12 protein-coding genes are annotated in these 17,027 nt (G+C 57.6%); 10 read left to right on the forward strand and 2 right to left on the reverse strand.

Features of this window, described 5'->3' with window-relative positions:
• The first annotated feature begins 83 nt into the window (after positions 1-83).
• Positions 84-2,930 (forward strand): RNA polymerase-associated protein RapA, encoded by a 2,847-nt coding sequence (rapA, locus tag V0R60_RS06690; protein WP_330080139.1) that lies wholly within the window; start codon positions 84-86, stop codon positions 2,928-2,930.
• A gap of 224 nt (positions 2,931-3,154) precedes the next feature.
• The gene (locus V0R60_RS06695; RefSeq protein WP_330080140.1) at positions 3,155-5,431 is read left to right on the forward strand and encodes a putative bifunctional diguanylate cyclase/phosphodiesterase; all 2,277 of its coding nucleotides are present in this window, start codon (positions 3,155-3,157) and stop codon (positions 5,429-5,431) included.
• Here V0R60_RS06695 and V0R60_RS06700 read toward each other — a convergent pair.
• A complete protein-coding gene (locus tag V0R60_RS06700) occupies positions 5,331-6,218 on the reverse strand; it encodes an NAD(P)-dependent oxidoreductase (protein WP_136474918.1) in 888 nt (295 codons plus the stop codon). The genes V0R60_RS06695 and V0R60_RS06700 overlap by 101 nt on opposite strands.
• Before the next feature lie 200 nt (positions 6,219-6,418).
• On the opposite strand from V0R60_RS06700, the gene V0R60_RS06705 reads away from it, so the two are divergent.
• Entirely contained in the window at positions 6,419-8,602 is a 2,184-nt protein-coding gene (locus tag V0R60_RS06705) for a hypothetical protein (protein ID WP_203477580.1), read from the forward strand.
• A gap of 224 nt (positions 8,603-8,826) precedes the next feature.
• On the opposite strand, the gene V0R60_RS06710 is transcribed toward V0R60_RS06705, so the two are convergent.
• Complete coding sequence (locus V0R60_RS06710; protein ID WP_136474916.1) at positions 8,827-9,132, reverse strand: DUF2288 domain-containing protein; 306 nt, start codon at positions 9,130-9,132, stop codon at positions 8,827-8,829.
• A 320-nt stretch (positions 9,133-9,452) separates the two neighbouring features.
• Between V0R60_RS06710 and V0R60_RS06715 the strand changes: the two genes are divergently transcribed.
• From V0R60_RS06715 to V0R60_RS06745, 7 genes are all read left to right on the forward strand, one after another.
• Positions 9,453-10,583: a branched-chain amino acid ABC transporter substrate-binding protein gene (locus tag V0R60_RS06715; protein WP_136474915.1), complete on the forward strand. Its 1,131-nt coding sequence runs from the start codon at positions 9,453-9,455 to the stop codon at positions 10,581-10,583.
• Between the two features lie 225 nt (positions 10,584-10,808).
• Positions 10,809-11,732 carry a high-affinity branched-chain amino acid ABC transporter permease LivH gene (gene livH / locus V0R60_RS06720; RefSeq protein ID WP_128324136.1) on the forward strand — a complete coding sequence of 308 codons (924 nt, stop codon included), beginning with the start codon at positions 10,809-10,811 and terminating at the stop codon, positions 11,730-11,732.
• Positions 11,729-12,985, forward strand: a complete 1,257-nt coding sequence (locus V0R60_RS06725; RefSeq protein ID WP_136474913.1) for a high-affinity branched-chain amino acid ABC transporter permease LivM — start codon at positions 11,729-11,731, stop codon at positions 12,983-12,985. The genes livH and V0R60_RS06725 overlap by 4 nt, the downstream gene beginning before the upstream one ends.
• Positions 12,982-13,749: a high-affinity branched-chain amino acid ABC transporter ATP-binding protein LivG gene (livG, locus tag V0R60_RS06730; RefSeq protein ID WP_136474912.1), complete on the forward strand. Its 768-nt coding sequence runs from the start codon at positions 12,982-12,984 to the stop codon at positions 13,747-13,749. The genes V0R60_RS06725 and livG overlap by 4 nt, the downstream gene beginning before the upstream one ends.
• A complete protein-coding gene (locus V0R60_RS06735) occupies positions 13,750-14,451 on the forward strand; it encodes an ABC transporter ATP-binding protein (RefSeq protein WP_136474911.1) in 702 nt (233 codons plus the stop codon). It abuts the gene before it with no gap.
• Between the two features lie 153 nt (positions 14,452-14,604).
• Positions 14,605-15,276, forward strand: coding sequence for a COG3650 family protein (locus V0R60_RS06740; protein WP_330080141.1), 672 nt, complete (start codon positions 14,605-14,607; stop codon positions 15,274-15,276).
• Positions 15,277-15,382: 106 nt separating this feature from the next.
• Complete coding sequence (locus V0R60_RS06745) at positions 15,383-16,996, forward strand: NAD(P)/FAD-dependent oxidoreductase (RefSeq protein ID WP_136474909.1); 1,614 nt, start codon at positions 15,383-15,385, stop codon at positions 16,994-16,996.
• The last annotated feature ends 31 nt before the right edge of the window (positions 16,997-17,027 follow it).

A 17,027-nucleotide genomic window follows, 5' to 3' on the forward strand; every position in this document is an offset into this window, starting at 1 on the left:
TGTCGCTGAAATTGCTAGACTCTTTGGTCTGTACAGTCCTATCCGTTAAGATAGTCGGCTTTTCAAGGCGGGAGTCAGGCAGTATGGCGCAGCAGTATCAACCGGGGCAACGCTGGATCAGCGACAGCGAAGCCGAGCTAGGTTTAGGGACCGTTCTGGCACAGGACGGCCGCTTGTTGACCGTGCTCTACCCGGCAACTGGCGAAACTCGCCAGTACTCCTTGCGCAATGCGCCCCTGACTCGGGTGCGCTTCTCGCCCGGTGACCAGATCACCCATTTCGAAGGTTGGAAGCTGACCGTACGCGAGGTCGATGATGTCGACGGTCTGCTGGTCTATCACGGTCTCGATGGTCAGAACCAGGCCTGCACCCTGCCAGAAACCCAACTGTCGAACTTCATTCAGTTCCGACTGGCCAGCGACCGACTGTTCGCCGGTCAGATCGATCCGTTGTCGTGGTTCTCGCTGCGCTACAACACCCTGGAACATACCAGCCGCCAGTTGCAGTCTTCACTGTGGGGCCTGGGGGGCACACGTGCCCAACCCATCGCCCACCAGTTGCACATTGCTCGCGAAGTTGCCGACCGGATTGCCCCGCGGGTATTGCTGGCCGATGAAGTGGGCCTGGGCAAGACCATCGAAGCGGGCCTGGTGATTCATCGCCAGCTGCTCTCCGGTCGTGCCAGCCGTGTATTGATCCTGGTTCCGGAGAACCTGCAGCACCAGTGGCTGGTGGAAATGCGCCGGCGCTTCAACCTGCAGGTGGCCTTGTTCGACGCCGAACGCTTTATCGAAAGTGATGCCAGCAACCCGTTCGAGGACGCCCAGTTGGCGCTCGTTGCCCTGGAGTGGCTCACCGAAGACGAAAAAGCCCAGGACGCGTTGTTCGCCGCTGGCTGGGACCTGTTGGTAGTCGACGAGGCGCACCACCTGGTCTGGCACGAAGACCAGGTCAGTCCTGAATATGCCCTGGTCGAGCAGTTGGCCGAGGTCATTCCCGGTGTTCTGCTATTGACTGCAACCCCCGAGCAACTGGGACAGGACAGCCACTTTGCCCGTCTGCGCCTGCTCGATCCAAACCGTTTCCATGACCTGGTGGCCTTCCGCGCCGAGAGCGAAAACTACCGCCCGGTGGCCGAAGCAGTACAGGAATTGCTGGACGAAGGTCGGTTGTCGGCCAAGGCTCACGCCACCATCGAAGGCTTCCTCGGTGCCGAAGGCGAAGCACTGCTGGCGGCGGTCAGCGATGGCGATACCCAGGCCAGCGCCCGACTGATTCGCGAACTGCTCGACCGTCACGGCACAGGTCGCGTACTGTTCCGTAACACGCGCGCCGCCGTTCAAGGCTTCCCAGAACGCAATCTGCATCCCTATGCATTGTCGAACCCCGACCAATACATGGAACTGCCGCTGGGCGAGCATGCCGAGTTGTACCCCGAGGTGGCGTTCCAATCCCAGGCCGATACCGACGAAGAAGAACGCTGGTGGCGCTTCGATCCACGGGTCGACTGGCTGATCGACACCCTGAAAATGCTCAAGCGGGTCAAGGTCCTGGTGATCTGCGCCCACGCCGAAACCGCCATGGACCTGGAAGACGCCCTGCGCGTTCGCTCCGGTATTCCGGCCACGGTTTTCCATGAAGGCATGAGCATTCTGGAACGCGACCGCGCCGCCGCCTACTTTGCTGATGAAGAGTTCGGTGCCCAGGTGCTGATCTGTTCGGAAATCGGCAGCGAGGGTCGCAACTTCCAATTCGCCCATCACCTGGTGCTGTTCGATCTGCCAGCCCATCCTGACCTGCTCGAGCAGCGTATTGGCCGTCTCGACCGTATCGGTCAGAAGCACACCATCGAACTGCATGTTCCATATTTGCAGGACAGCCCGCAGGAGCGTCTGTTCCAGTGGTATAACCAAGCCCTGAATGCCTTCCTGGCCACCTGCCCGACTGGCAACGCCTTGCAGCACCAGTTCGGCCCTCGCCTGCTGCCGCTGCTTGAAAGCGGTGATGACGACGAGTGGCAAGCGCTGGTCGACGAAGCCTGTGCCGAGCGCCAGCGCCTGGAAGCCGAATTGCACAGCGGTCGCGACCGCCTGCTCGAACTCAACTCCGGGGGCGCTGGCGAAGGCCAGGCACTGGTCGAAGCAATCCTTGAGCAGGACGATCAATTTACCCTGCCGATCTATATGGAGACCCTGTTCGACGCTTTCGGCATCGACAGCGAAGACCATTCGGAAAACGCCTTGATCCTCAAGCCGAGCGAAAAAATGCTCGACGCCAGCTTCCCACTGGGCGACGACGAAGGTGTCACTATCACCTACGACCGCAACCAGGCCCTGTCTCGCGAAGACATGCAGTTCATCACCTGGGAGCACCCTATGGTGCAGGGTGGCATGGACTTGGTGCTGTCTGGCTCGATGGGCAACACCGCGGTGGCGTTGATCAAGAACAAGGCGCTCAAGCCAGGCACTGTTTTGCTCGAGCTGCTGTATGTCAGTGAAGTGGTTGCGCCACGTGCGCTGCAGCTCGGCCGTTACCTGCCACCTGCTGCACTACGCTGCCTGCTCGACACCAACGGCAACGACTTGGCCTCCCGTGTTTCGTTCGAGACCCTCAACGATCAGCTCGAGAGCGTGCCAAAAGCCAGCGCCAACAAGTTCATCCAGGCCCAACGCGATGTGCTGACGCCGCGGATCAACAGTGGTGAAGCCAAGATCATGCCGCGTCATGCCGAGCGGGTTGCTGAGGCCCAGCGCCGTCTGGCTGCGGAAACCGATGAAGAGCTGGCGCGTCTGACTGCTCTGCAAGCCGTCAACCCAAGCGTGCGCGACAGCGAAATCGAAACACTGCGCAAGCAGCGTGAACAAGGCCTGGCGATGCTTGAAAAAGCGGCCTTGCGCTTGGAGGCGATTCGGGTATTGGTCGCAGGCTGATTCCGTTGCTTTAATCGCGGGGCAACCCGTTCCCACTGGTAACTCATTGGGAGCGGCTTGCCCCGCGATGCTTTAGACCCCTTCGCTATTAATCCAATGCCCAAATCGTAGAAATCAAAGTGCCATTAATCAGGATGGGTTAATGCTCTCTTTCTATACTCCCCCAGAACAGTCTCCAGACAGGCTTTGGGGGGACGAGTGAACACTCGACAAAGAGGCAAGCTATGGAGTGGCTGGGACTACAGATGCTCGCCGATCTTCCGGCAACCGGACAGATCATTCTGGAGTGCAACTACAATCCTTACCTTTTGGTACTGGCTTTTCTGGTCGCGGGAGCGGGTTGCTTCGCCACATTAAGCATGGCTGAGCGCCTCAACCATGTGGAGCAGCCCGCCGCCCAACGGCAATGGCGCCTTCTAGGCGCTTGTTGCCTGGCAGGAAGTGTCTGGGCCTTGCACTTCATCAACATGCTGGCGCTGCAGGCGCCGGTTGAAGTCCAATTCGACTTTGCCCTCACCGGTTTGTCCTTGATTATCATGTTGTTTGCCGCATGGCTGGCAATGAACACCCTGGGCTATCGCGACTTACGCCCTCGCCATTTCCTCCAGGCTGCCATCTGTATTGGCCTGGGCATCGCCGCCATGCACTACATTGGCATGGCGGCCATGCACTCCAACGCCCAGCAGTTTTATCGGCCGGATATGTTCGCCGCATCGATTGCAATTGCAATCGTCACCAGCCTGCTGGCATTGCTGCTGGCCCGATACTTCCGCTACGGCAGCGGTACGCTTCATCAGCTACTCAAGTACGGGGCAAGCCTGTTGATGGCCGGCGGCATCTTTGCGACTCATTTCACCGGCATGTGGGCGATGACCTTGATCATCCCCGCTGACTCGACCGTGACGCTGCCCAATGCGGACAACAACTTGCAATTGAGCCTGACCATCGCCTTCATCACTCTGCTGATCAGCGCCAGTAGTATCAGTGCAGCCCTTTCAGACCAGAAACTACAAAGCAAAGAGCACGACCTACGCCGGGTGAATGTGTTGCTCAGCCAACTGGATCAGGCGCGCGTATCCTTGCAGCAAGCCGCTCATTACGATGCCCTGACCAACCTGATCAACCGCCGTGGATTCAATCAAGTGTTTGCCGAACGCCTGGTCGAACAGACCGTCAACGAGGGCATGCTGGCGGTGATGTTTCTCGACATCGACCATTTCAAACGCATCAATGACAGCCTCGGCCACGATGCTGGCGATGAACTACTCAAGGTTATTGCTGGCTATATCAAGGCGGCAACTCGCAGCCAGGATGTGGTAGCCCGGTTCGGTGGCGACGAGTTCTGCATACTGATCGCCCTGAACAGCAGAGAAGAAGCCCGACATCTGGCACAACGCATCATGTTGAAGATGAAAGAGCCGATCGACCTGGCCGGACGGCGTATGGTGATGACCACCAGTATCGGGATCAGCATCTTCCCGGACGACGGCCGCACCAGCGAAGAGCTGCTCAAGAATGCCGATCTGGCGCTTTATCAGTCCAAGGGCTGCGGGCGCAACAGCCTTAATTTTTTCAACAACAGTCTCAAGACCCGCGCGACGCTGGAACTGCAACTGGAGGAAGAGTTGCGCTCAGCGCTGTTCGAGGAGCAGGGCCTGCGTATTCACTACCAGCCTATTTTCGATCTGCATACCGGTCAGGTGGCCAAGCTCGAGGCCTTGGTACGTTGGCAACATCCACAACACGGCTTGCTCAGTCCGGACCGGTTCATTGGTATCGCCGAAGCCAACGGCCTGATCACCGAACTTGACCTCTGGGTATTGCGTCATGCCTGCAAGGACCTGGCACTGTTAAGTCGCCATGGATACAAAGGGCTGAAGGTAACGGTAAATTGCTCGGCCTTGACCCTGGGCCATGAGGAACTGGCTGAAGAGGTCGAAAGCGCCTTGCAGCAAGCCGGACTTCCAGCCTGCCAGCTGGAACTTGAAGTCACCGAGAACGCGCTGATGGGCAATATTCAAAGCACCATCGCCCTGCTCAAGGATATCCGCGCATTGGGTGTTTCGTTGTCAATCGACGACTTCGGCACTGGCTACTCATCGTTGGCCTATCTCAAGCGTCTGCCACTGGACACCCTGAAGATCGATCGCTCGTTCATTCAGGATGTACCGCGCTGCCGACAGGACATGGAAATTGTCCAGGCGATCATCATCATGGCTCACACCCTGCACCTACAAGTCATCACCGAGGGGGTGGAATCCATCGAGCAGTATCAGTTTCTTGCCCAACAGAGCTGCGATTTCGTCCAAGGCTACTTGCTAAGCCGCCCCGTCCCCTTGAGTAAACTGCGTACCATCCTCAATCAGCTCAACCAGCGCAATGAGCAGTCTCTGGTCAGCTTCAATCCTTACGTCGGTACAGATCGATCAGCGTCGCCGGATCTTTTTGCAAATAACCCTGGCTACCGTGCAAGCGCATCAGCTGCGCGGCCAGGCCACTGAGAGGCGTTGCCGAGCCCTGTTCACGGGAGAATTTCACTGCCGTATCCAGATCCTTGAGCAAGGTGCGCACATGCCACTTGACTGGCTCGAAGCTGCTCTGAGCCATCTGGGGGGCCAGAATCTGTAGAGGCTTGGAGTCGGCGAAACCGCCCGCCAGAGCCTCGGCGATCAAACTGGCATCGACGCCAGACTGCTCGGCGAGGGCAACGACTTCGGCGATCACCAACGCGTTACAAGCGACAATCATCTGATTGCAGGCCTTGGTCACTTGCCCTGCGCCCACTGCCCCCATGTGCGTGACTCGCTGCCCCAGAGTCAGCAATACCGGCCGCACCCGCTCAAGGTCCGCAGCATCGCCACCGACCATGATTGCCAGACTGCCAGCCTGCGCCCCAACGGTGCCGCCAGAGACAGGGGCATCAAGCCAACTCATGCCACTCAACGCGGCAAGCTCGGCGGCCATTTCACGCGTTGCTGTCGGTTCCAGGCTGGAAAAATCCACCAGTAATTGTCCGGCCTTAGCGCCCTTGGCAACGCCCTCTGGCCCGAACACCACTTCACGCACCACCGCCGTATCGGCCAGGCACAACAGCACCAGATCTGCCGACCGACATAGCTCTGCCGGCGTGGCCACTACTCGGGCACCGGCCTCGGCCAATGCCGCGCATTTGTCCGCCGAACGATTCCAGACCGTTAGCGGGTAACCCGCAGCCAACAAGCGCCGACACATCGGCAACCCCATCAGACCGATTCCGGCAAACCCCAATGAAGGACGTGCAGTGCTCATGAACATCTCCAGACAAATTAAAGAAGTTGAACGTTTGGACGATTCAGTCTGCAGGCAAGGGAAAAAACAACCCCTGGATCTGTAGGGTATTCCCCTATCGCCCACGCTGAATGCGCACTGATAAAGTCGCGAAACTCGTCCAGTGATGGCTTTATGACATCCACTAGAACAGCCACCCACCTTCAGGCAAATGGCGCAAAATGACCTCCAAGACTACTTCTGCCAACGCGGTTTCCGAGCTGACCTCACCGCTTCCCGCGCTCAGCGCTACCGGGTCCAAGGAATTCTATAACCCGCGTGCGCTTAACCCGCAGCAGTACCTTTATTTCACCGAGCCCGACATTCAGCGCATTCTCGACAACCTGGACGGATTGCGCGATCTGGTGTTTCCACCGAGCATTCATGTCGAGGACGAAAGCCAGCTGCGCCTGGATCAGCAATTCCCATCGGTATGCCTGATTGGCCTGGGCAGGTGCGGCTCGAACATCGCTCTTGATGTCGCCGAACTTGTATACAACGCCCGCACCTTTTATCTCAATGAATTCAACAACGAAGACCGCGCGGGTAACGAGCCCAATTACAGCCCGGCACGCTGGATTCGCAACAATCTGCGCCTGGTACAGAACAAAGGCAGCAAGCCGGTGTTCCTTGTCGAACCCCTGGTAATGCTGGGCGATCTGGACAAAGACATCGCCGGACGCATTCGCTTCTCGCGCAAGGGTGAAAAAAGCGGCTTCATTCGCGACTACAGCAAGATGAAAATCATGGACCTTTCGGAAGTCCATGCCGGGGGCGCTGGTAATGCTCCGATCCTGGGCCAGTACCTGGCCAAGATCATCCTCAATAAGGAAACCCACCGTTTTTCCAGCGCCGACTGGAAGCTGATCCATTCCTATCTGATCGATTCCTGCGGGATCAAGGCCAACCAGTCACGGTTGTACTTCTACATCTTCAGTGCTGGCGGCGGAACCGGTTCGGGCATGGCGTCGGAGTTCGGACTGGCGCAGCAGTACTCCTACATGAATAAGACATTCGACACCAAGCCCGCCGACGAAAACGACGGCAAAAGTGGGCATTCGTTTGTCTTCGAGCCCATCTTCACCAGCGGTATCTGCGTCCTGCCGAATATTTCGGACCACCGCAGTGAGATGTCAGAAGCCCTGCATATCAACGCCGGACGTCTTCTTTGCAAATATCTGTCCGAAGAATGGGATTTTTCCTATAACTTCGACAACGAAGACAGCAGCGAAGCCAGCGTGATGGGGCGTATCCGCCCCTGGAACGCAATGATGCTGATCTCCAATGACATCATGCGTTACGCCGAAGAGAATGATGACGGCAACATCCAGAACATTGATGTCAATGCCATGGAAAAGCATGCCAACCAATACATTTCCCAGCAGATCTTCAATATTCTGACCGCCCAGGCGGTAACCACCGACTACGACCAGAACTACTTCCGTCGCGCCGGCATCGACATCGGTGAAACCATCCGCCTGGATGCCAACGACCTGTTCATGAGCCTGGCCGGTCCCGTGGCCATCGCCTATGCAGAGTCCGTGGTCCCGGAACAGCCCTCCCCGAGCTCGGATAAATTCAAGGTATTCGAGAAAGAACAGGCACGGCTGAACATCGATGACTTGTTCTTCCGCTCCATCGACCTGCCGCACTTCAACAAAGTGACCCAGGCCATCGAGGGCATCAGCCTGCTGCCAATCGAGTCCAAGCGCTATCGTGCAGCGCTGGAGCAATACAAGGCTTCTGGCTATGACGCCGCGGCGCTGCATGACCTGCACTTCTTCAAGAATTGCTCTTCGGTCGTGTCGATCGTTTCGCTGCCCAAGGACTACAAGCTCTCGTACATGGACCTGAACCGGCTCAAGACCCACCTCAACAGCTTGTTCCCCAACACCACATTGAAGCGCTATGCCCTGGTGATCGGCGCATCGGCGAACCTCTCGCTGACCACCCTGATAGCCAAGAGCCCATGCTTGTCGGATGATTTCCTGACCTTGATCGTGGCCTTCATCAAGCGTTGCTTTGCGCGTAACCCATACCGCTTCGACGACACCCTGGATAACGCCATCCTCGAGTTCATCACCAGCGAAACGTTCGATGAGGGAAGGATTGACGACTTGCTCAACGAATTCGAGAATCCGGCGAAAATCCTCGATACCAACTGGTACGCAATCAAGCCGATGTACGAGAAAAAGTACCGCGAGCTGATCAACGACAAGAGCAAGTTTGTCTCGATCAATGACATTCGCCTGTCACGGGAATGCGTGAAGAAAGCGGTTAAATACCTGCGCGAAATCTTCCGTCATCGCATCGGCAAGACGCGGGTCATCTCGCTTAACAGCCATACTGGAAAAGTGGATCACTGATTCAGCGTTCCGTTTTGCTGCGCGGGCATGCCCGCTCCTACCGGACACACATTTGTCGGCGGTAGTGAGCGGGCTTGCCTGGCGATGGTCGCAAAGTGCTTCCAGCGGGTTGTTACCGTTAACGTTAAGCACACTCAACTGTTACCAACAGCCACCCTGCCTGAACGCCCCTGCGCACCAAAATCTCCCCACTGCTCGTTTTCACGCACCAATCTGGAGCGTGCTCAGGTTAATTTCTTCTCTTGAATCACGATGAACGGCGATACCACCACTGCCCATATCTCTGGATCGCGGCTCTGAAGGTCTAGCGCCTGCTCGGTAGACACCGGGCCTACAGTGCCAGCATTGCGCCATGTAGCGAAGGTTTCGCTGCGGTTTTCGGCCATTGCCTGTGCAACTTCGATCAGGTCCAGGCTGGGCGCGACCCAAATCAGGTCACCCTTGGCCCAGAAACGCTCCAGGGCTTTCCACTCGATTACTGCGGTCTCGCCAAGCAGTTTGGCATAGAGGGTGCTTGGTTGATCAGTCATGGGTTCCTGCCAGAAATAATTCGACTACGGTAAGAGGTCGGTATTTTTGCAGAAAAACCCGGTTTCAAATAAGTAATTGATCGAAAAGGACTTGAAAGCAAAGGATGGCCGCGCCAATTCGAGCATGACCAGGCCGCTTTCTTGTAAGTTTCTGTCAATTAAGCGACACGCGCCGAATTTGCCCCAGCTGGGCTGCTTTTCAAGCGACAAAGCAGCGCTCTACACTGTACCGGTACAGTTGCCAGGGTAAATTCGGAGCCATCCGGTCCTAAGCTCTGGCCGCAGGACTATAAAAATTACAACAGAATGAGTGGAGCACTATGAGTAAGGCTACTAAGCAGATTTCCAAGCTGTTTGCCGCAATGGTACTGGCCGGGGTTGCCAGTCATTCGTTTGCAGCCGATACCATCAAGATCGGCATCGCCGGCCCGAAAACCGGCCCGGTTACTCAGTACGGCGACATGCAGTTCGTGGGTGCTAAACAAGCGATCAAGGACATCAACGCCAAGGGCGGCATCGACGGCAAGATGCTTGAAGCCAAGGAATACGATGACGCTTGCGATCCGAAACAAGCCGTAGCGGTCGCCAACAAAGTGGTCAACGATGGCGTCAAGTTCGTGGTCGGCCACCTGTGCTCCAGCTCCACCCAGCCTGCTTCCGATATCTATGAAGACGAAGGCGTGATCATGATCACCCCAGCGGCCACCAGCCCGGAAATCACCTCTCGTGGTTACAAGCTGATCTTCCGCACCATCGGCCTGGACAGCGCCCAGGGCCCTGCTGCCGGTAACTACATTGCCGACCACGTCAAACCAAAAGTGGTTGCCGTGCTGCACGACAAACAGCAATACGGTGAAGGCATTGCCACCGCGGTTAAACAGACCCTGGAAGGCAAAGGCACCAAGGTAGCCGTCTTCGAAGGCCTGAACGCGGGTGACAAAGACTTCTCCTCGATCATCCAGAAGCTCAAGCAAGCCAACGTCGACTTCGTCTACTACGGCGGTTACCACCCAGAGCTGGGCCTGATTCTGCGCCAAGCTCAGGAAAAAGGCCTGAAAGCCAAGTTCATGGGCCCAGAAGGTGTTGGCAACGACTCCATCTCGCAAATCGCCCAGGGCGCTTCCGAAGGCCTGCTGGTTACCCTGCCGAAGTCCTTCGACGCTGCGCCTGAGAACAAGGCCATCGTTGACGCGATCAAAGCCGACGGCAAAGATCCAAGCGGCCCATTCGTGTTCCCGGCCTACTCCGCCGTCCAACTGATTGCCGATGGCATCAAGGCCGCCGGTACCAGCGACGACGCCGAGAAAGTGGCTGCAGAGATCCACAAAGGCACCTTCAAGACCCCGACTGGCGACCTGTCGTACGACGACAAGGGTGACCTGAAAGACTTCAAATTCGTGGTCTACGAATGGCATTTCGGCAAACCTAAAACCGAAGTTTCCCCTCAGTAATCCCGTCTGACTACATGACTACAAGCCCACTGTGCGAGCAGTGGGCTTTGTTTTACGAGGTTCATGGGCCTGATTCCCGCGATCCGGGAGCAGGTTCACCTGAAAATCTTAAAACCGTCACCAGCGGTTCTCTGGCAGTGCCCGTGTCGAAGTGGCTCAAGTCCACAAGACCGCGCCGGGATTTCCCACCAGTGAAATGCGTATCGGGTTTTTAGGAGCGCTGTAATGCCTGAGATCTATCACTTCTTCCAACAGCTGGTTAATGGTCTGACCATTGGCAGCACCTATGCCTTGATAGCCATTGGCTACACAATGGTTTACGGCATCATTGGAATGATCAACTTCGCCCATGGCGAGGTCTACATGATCGGTTCCTACGTGGCGTTCATTGCCCTCGCCGGGCTGGCCATGATGGGAATCCATTCACTGCCGATATTGATGACCGTCGCCTTTGTCGCCACGATCTTCGTAACCAGTGCCTATGGCTACAGTATCGAACGGGTCGCCTACCGCCCTTTGCGTAACAGCAATCGGTTGATCCCGCTGATTTCTGCCATCGGTATGTCGATTTTCCTGCAAAACACCGTATTGCTATCCCAGGACTCCAAGGACAAGTCCATCCCCAACCTGATCCCGGGGAGTATCTCCTTCGGCCCAGGCGGCGCAGAGGAAGTGCTGATCTCCTACATGCAGATCCTGGTTTTCGTTGTCACCCTGGTGGCCATGACCGGTTTGACCCTGTTCATCTCCCGCTCTCGTCTGGGTCGCGCCTGCCGCGCCTGTGCCGAAGACATCAAGATGGCCAACCTGTTGGGTATCAACACCAACAACATCATCGCCCTGACATTCGTCATCGGTGCTGCGCTGGCGGCTGTGGCTGCGGTATTGCTGAGCATGCAGTACGGCGTGATCAACCCCAACGCCGGCTTCCTGGTGGGCTTGAAAGCCTTCACCGCGGCCGTGCTGGGTGGCATCGGCAGTATTCCGGGGGCCATGCTCGGTGGCCTGGTACTGGGTGTGGCCGAAGCGTTTGGCGCCGACATATTCGGCGACCAGTACAAGGACGTGGTGGCATTCGGTCTCTTGGTTCTCGTGCTGTTGTTCCGTCCGACCGGCATCCTCGGCCGTCCGGAGGTTGAAAAAGTATGAACAAAAATCTTAAACAGGCGTTTTTCAGTGCCTTGCTGGTCTGGGCTGTGGCCTTCCCGGTGCTGGGCCTGAAGCTCAGCATCGACGGCATCAACCTGATTGTTCACAGCCAAGGACCGTTCACCATTACCGTGATTGCGGTGTGCTCGGTGCTTATGTTCCTGCGTGTGCTGTTCGACAAGCAATGGAGCGCGGTAACCAGTCGGCGTTCGGATCGCAAGTTGATCTCGCCAGCCATGAGCAACTTCCTGACTCTGCCCAAGACCCAACGCTGGGTAATCATGGGCCTGATCGTGGTTGCGCTGGTCTGGCCGTTCTTCGGTTCGCGCGGTGCGGTCGACATTGCCACCCTGATCCTGATCTACGTTTTGTTGGGCCTGGGCCTTAACATCGTGGTTGGTCTGGCTGGCCTGCTCGACCTCGGCTATGTCGGCTTCTATGCCGTCGGTGCCTATACCTACGCCCTGCTGTCGCACTACTTTGGCTGGAGCTTCTGGATCTGCCTGCCGATTGCCGGCTTGATGGCGGCCACGTTCGGCTTCCTGCTCGGTTTCCCGGTATTACGCCTACGTGGCGACTACCTGGCGATCGTGACGCTTGGCTTCGGCGAGATCATTCGCTTGTTCCTGCGTAACCTGACCGGTCTCACCGGCGGCCCCAACGGCATCAGCAACATCGAAAAGCCGACCTTCTTCGGTCTGAGTTTCGAACGTCGCGCCGCCGAAGGCATGCAGACTTTCCACGAGTACTTCGGCTTGCCGTACAACTCGATCAATAAGGTGATCTTCCTCTACCTGGTTGCGTTGTTGTTGGCGCTGCTGGCCCTGTTCGTAATCAACCGGCTGCTGCGCATGCCGATCGGTCGGGCCTGGGAAGCACTTCGTGAAGACGAGATTGCCTGCCGTGCGCTGGGGCTGAACCCAACCATCATCAAGCTCTCTGCGTTCACCCTGGGTGCCTGTTTCGCAGGTTTCGCCGGTAGCTTCTTTGCCGCGCGCCAAGGCCTGGTGACGCCCGAGTCGTTCACCTTCATCGAGTCGGCCATCATCCTCGCTATCGTGGTGTTGGGCGGTATGGGGTCGCAGTTGGGCGTGATTCTCGCGGCCATCGTGATGATTCTGCTGCCAGAGCTGATGCGTGAGTTCAGCGAATACCGCATGTTGATGTTCGGTGCGCTGATGGTGCTGATGATGATCTGGCGTCCGCAAGGCCTGCTGCCTATGCAACGCCCACACATGGAGCTGCGCCGATGAGCCGCGAAATTCTGCAAGTCAGCGGCCTGAGCATGCGCTTCGGCGGCTTGTTGGCGGTTAACGGCGTAGCCCTGACCGTCAAGGAAAAACAGGTCGTGGCACTGATCGGCCCCAACGGGGCCGGCAAGACCACGGTGTTCAACTGCCTGACGGGTTTCTACAAGCCTAGTGCTGGCACCATTTTGCTCGACGGACAGCCGATCCAGGGTCTGGCCGGTCATGAAATCGCCCGCAAGGGCGTAGTGCGCACGTTTCAGAACGTGCGCCTGTTCAAGGACATGACCGCGCTGGAAAACCTGCTGATTGCTCAGCACCGGCATTTGAACACCAACTTTTTTGCTGGTCTGTTCAAAACCCCGGCGTTTCGCCGCAGCGAACACGAAGCCAAGGATTTCGCTCAGTATTGGCTGGAAAAGGTCAACCTCACCGAGTTCGCCAACCGTACCGCCGGTACCTTGGCTTATGGCCAGCAGCGACGCCTGGAGATCGCACGTTGCATGATGACCCGCCCGCGGATCCTCATGCTCGACGAACCAGCGGCCGGCCTGAACCCAAAAGAGACCGAAGATCTGAAGGCGCTGATCAGCATTCTGCGCGAAGAGCACAACGTCACCGTTCTGCTGATCGAGCACGACATGAAGCTGGTCATGAGCATTTCCGACCATATTGTCGTAATAAACCAGGGCACTCCCCTGGCCGACGGTACGCCGGATCAGATCCGCGACAACCCTGAAGTGATTAAAGCCTACCTGGGGGAAGCGTAAATGCTGCAGTTCGAAAACGTTTCCACCTTCTACGGCAAGATCCAGGCACTGCACAGCGTCAACGTCGAGATTCGCCAAGGCGAGATCGTTACCCTGATCGGTGCCAACGGTGCCGGCAAGTCGACGCTGCTGATGACCCTTTGCGGTTCTCCGCAAGCCCACAGCGGTAGCATCAAGTACCTGGGCGAAGAGCTGGTGGGCCAGCCGTCCTCGCACATCATGCGCAAGAGCATTGCCGTGGTGCCCGAAGGTCGTCGGGTATTTGCCCGCCTGACCGTCGAGGAAAACCTGGCCATGGGTGGCTTCTTTACCAACAAGGGCGACTATCAGGAGCAAATGGACAAGGTCTTGCACCTGTTCCCGCGTCTGAAGGAGCGCTTTTCTCAGCGCGGCGGCACCATGTCTGGCGGCGAGCAACAAATGCTCGCCATTGGACGGGCACTGATGAGCAAACCCAAACTGCTGTTGCTGGACGAGCCATCGCTAGGCCTGGCACCCATCATCATCCAGCAGATCTTCGATATTATCGAACAACTGCGCAAGGATGGCGTGACGGTGTTCCTGGTTGAGCAGAACGCCAACCAAGCCTTGAAAGTCGCCGACCGCGCTTATGTATTGGAGAACGGTCGCGTGGTGATGCAGGGCACCGGGGAAGCGCTGCTGACCGATCCGAAGGTGCGTGACGCTTACCTGGGCGGTTGATCTGCCTCAGCAAGTGAGAAAAGGCCTTCGGGCCTTTTTTCATGCGCAGGCTTTGTACCGCCAAGGGCGCTCATGCGGGCGAAAGCCTTGTGATCGCCCTTGAGCCTGCGTAACGTGACGGCACCTTTCGGTAGAGACCCTGGAGTTTGCTCGATGCGTGCCGCCCCTTCGTTGTTGCTTGTCGCCTTGTTACCGCTGTTCGCGGGCTGCCAGATGCTGGCGGAAAAACCCCAGGCATCCTCAGCCGGCATGATACGCATGCAGGGTGAACTCAGCGCCAAAGGTGGTCAGCTGCTGTTCAAGCCTTGCGCGGAAAATCGTCACTTTGTCGTATTCGATGCCGGGAACACGGGCCTGCTACAAGAAGCTGCAGCACTTGCCGACGAGCCAGGTACCCTGTTCGCAGATGTCGGCGCAAACCTTTCTGCCAGCCAGAAAGAAGGCAACGATGGGCAATTGAATGTGCAACGCCTGTACCGGGTCGAACACTCCAATAGCGCCTGCAGCGACCCGAACTTCAAACGCCTGACCGTGCGTGCACATGGCAACGAGCCTGACTGGGACCTCAAGGCCGGGAGCAAAGGGATGGTGTTGACCCGCCCAGGACAACCGGAGCTGGCCGTCCCTTACCTTGAAGAACAATTGCCCGATGGCCGCTTCAGCCTCAGCACCGAAGCCAATGGCCAACGTGTGGACCTCTGGATCGCACCGCAACGCTGCGTCGACACAATGAGTGGGGCGGTGCGCCACCTCAGTGCCGAACTTCGGGTAAACGGCCAGACCATGCGTGGATGCGCTTACTACGGCGGCTCCCGTAACGACTGATCATCGGCGTCTGCGTTTATCCTGCCTGCTTATGCGGCGAACAGCTTATACTTGGCGGTTTGTGTAAAGCCGACGGCCGTTCATGGCCGCGATACTGGACCCTGCCATGTTACGAATCACCGAACTGAAGCTGCCGCTTGATCATCCTGATGAAGCCCTGCGCGAGGCCATTGTGCAACGCCTGGGCATCAGCGATGAACAATTGCTGGACTTCACCCTGTTCAAGCGCAGTTATGACGCCCGCAAGAAGAACAGCGAAATGCTGTTCATCTACACCATCGACCTGACTGCCAGCAACGAATCTGAACTGCTGAAAAAATTCGCCGACGATCACAACGTCAACGTCGCGCCGGATGTCAGTTACAAGGTCGTTGGCCACGCTCCTGCCGACCTGCAGGAACGCCCCATTGTTGTCGGCTTTGGCCCCTGCGGTATTTTCGCCGGCCTGCTGCTGGCGCAGATGGGTTTCAAGCCGATCATCCTCGAGCGCGGCAAGGAAGTGCGCCAGCGCACCAAGGACACCTGGGGCCTGTGGCGCAAGAGCGAACTCAATCCTGAGTCGAACGTACAATTCGGTGAGGGCGGTGCCGGTACGTTCTCTGATGGCAAACTCTACAGTCAGATCAAAGATCCGCAGCACCACGGTCGCAAGGTGCTGAACGAGTTCGTCAAGGCCGGAGCTCCGGATGAAATCCTCTACGTCAACAAACCCCACATCGGTACCTTCCGCCTGACCGGTATGGTCGAGAACATGCGCCACGAGATCCACGCGCTTGGCGGCGAAGTGCGCTTCGAACAGAAGGTTACCGATCTGCTGATGGATGACGGTCAACTCAATGGCGTTGTCCTGGCCAGCGGTGAACAACTGCATTCCCGGCATGTCATTTTGGCCCTGGGCCACAGCGCCCGTGATACGTTCCGCATGCTGCATGCCCGCGGCGTATTCATGGAGGCCAAGCCGTTTTCCATCGGTTTCCGGATCGAACACCCGCAATCGTTGATCGACCAGGCGCGCCTGGGCAAGTACGCCGGGCACCCGAAACTCGGTGCAGCAGATTACAAACTGGTGCACCACGCCAAGAACGGACGCTCGGTCTACAGTTTCTGCATGTGCCCTGGCGGCACTGTGGTTGCGGCCACCAGCGAACCAGGCCGGGTCGTCACCAATGGCATGAGCCAGTACTCGCGTAACGAGCGCAACGCCAACTCAGGCATCGTCGTCGGCATCACGCCAGAGCAGGATTATCCCGGTGGCCCGCTGGCAGGTATCGAGCTGCAAGAGAAACTGGAGTCGCTCGCCTACGTACTGGGCGGTAGCAACTACCAGGCGCCAGCCCAGTTGGTAGGTGACTTCGTCGCGGGCAAGCCCTCCACTGCCCTGGGCAGTGTCGAGCCTTCGTACAAACCTGGGGTCAACCTTGGCGATCTGGCGCCAAGCCTGCCTGACTTTGCTATCGAAGCTATTCGTGAAGCCTTGCCGGCATTCGATCGCCAGATCAAAGGCTACAACCTCCATGACGCCGTGCTGACCGGGATTGAAACCCGTACTTCTTCGCCGCTGCGCATCACCCGCGATGCCAGCATGCAAAGCCTCAACCTCAAGGGCCTGTTCCCGGCCGGTGAAGGCGCTGGCTATGCCGGTGGGATTCTGTCTGCGGGCGTCGACGGTATTCGTATCGCCGAAGCCGTGGCGCGGAGCATGCTAGGACTGGAAGCCTGATGTAGCTGACACGGGGCAAGTCGCGTCGACT

The organism is Pseudomonas auratipiscis (genome assembly GCF_036324085.1).
GTDB classification, from domain to species: Bacteria; Pseudomonadota; Gammaproteobacteria; order Pseudomonadales; family Pseudomonadaceae; genus Aquipseudomonas; species Aquipseudomonas auratipiscis.

Bases quoted from the DNA above. Each gene is read 5' to 3' on its own strand.
- V0R60_RS06700 (WP_136474918.1), bottom strand. From the start codon at position 6,218: ATGAGCACTGCACGTCCTTCATTGGGGTTTGCCGGAATCGGTCTGATG.
- V0R60_RS06715 (WP_136474915.1), top strand. From the start codon at position 9,453: ATGAGTAAGGCTACTAAGCAGATTTCCAAGCTGTTTGCCGCAATGGTA.
- rapA (WP_330080139.1), top strand. From the start codon at position 84: ATGGCGCAGCAGTATCAACCGGGGCAACGCTGGATCAGCGACAGCGAA.
- V0R60_RS06725 (WP_136474913.1), top strand. From the start codon at position 11,729: ATGAACAAAAATCTTAAACAGGCGTTTTTCAGTGCCTTGCTGGTCTGG.
- livG (WP_136474912.1), top strand. From the start codon at position 12,982: ATGAGCCGCGAAATTCTGCAAGTCAGCGGCCTGAGCATGCGCTTCGGC.
- V0R60_RS06695 (WP_330080140.1), top strand. From the start codon at position 3,155: ATGGAGTGGCTGGGACTACAGATGCTCGCCGATCTTCCGGCAACCGGA.
- livH (WP_128324136.1), top strand. From the start codon at position 10,809: ATGCCTGAGATCTATCACTTCTTCCAACAGCTGGTTAATGGTCTGACC.
- V0R60_RS06735 (WP_136474911.1), top strand. From the start codon at position 13,750: ATGCTGCAGTTCGAAAACGTTTCCACCTTCTACGGCAAGATCCAGGCA.
- V0R60_RS06745 (WP_136474909.1), top strand. From the start codon at position 15,383: ATGTTACGAATCACCGAACTGAAGCTGCCGCTTGATCATCCTGATGAA.
- V0R60_RS06740 (WP_330080141.1), top strand. From the start codon at position 14,605: ATGCGTGCCGCCCCTTCGTTGTTGCTTGTCGCCTTGTTACCGCTGTTC.
- V0R60_RS06705 (WP_203477580.1), top strand. From the start codon at position 6,419: ATGACCTCCAAGACTACTTCTGCCAACGCGGTTTCCGAGCTGACCTCA.
- V0R60_RS06710 (WP_136474916.1), bottom strand. From the start codon at position 9,132: ATGACTGATCAACCAAGCACCCTCTATGCCAAACTGCTTGGCGAGACC.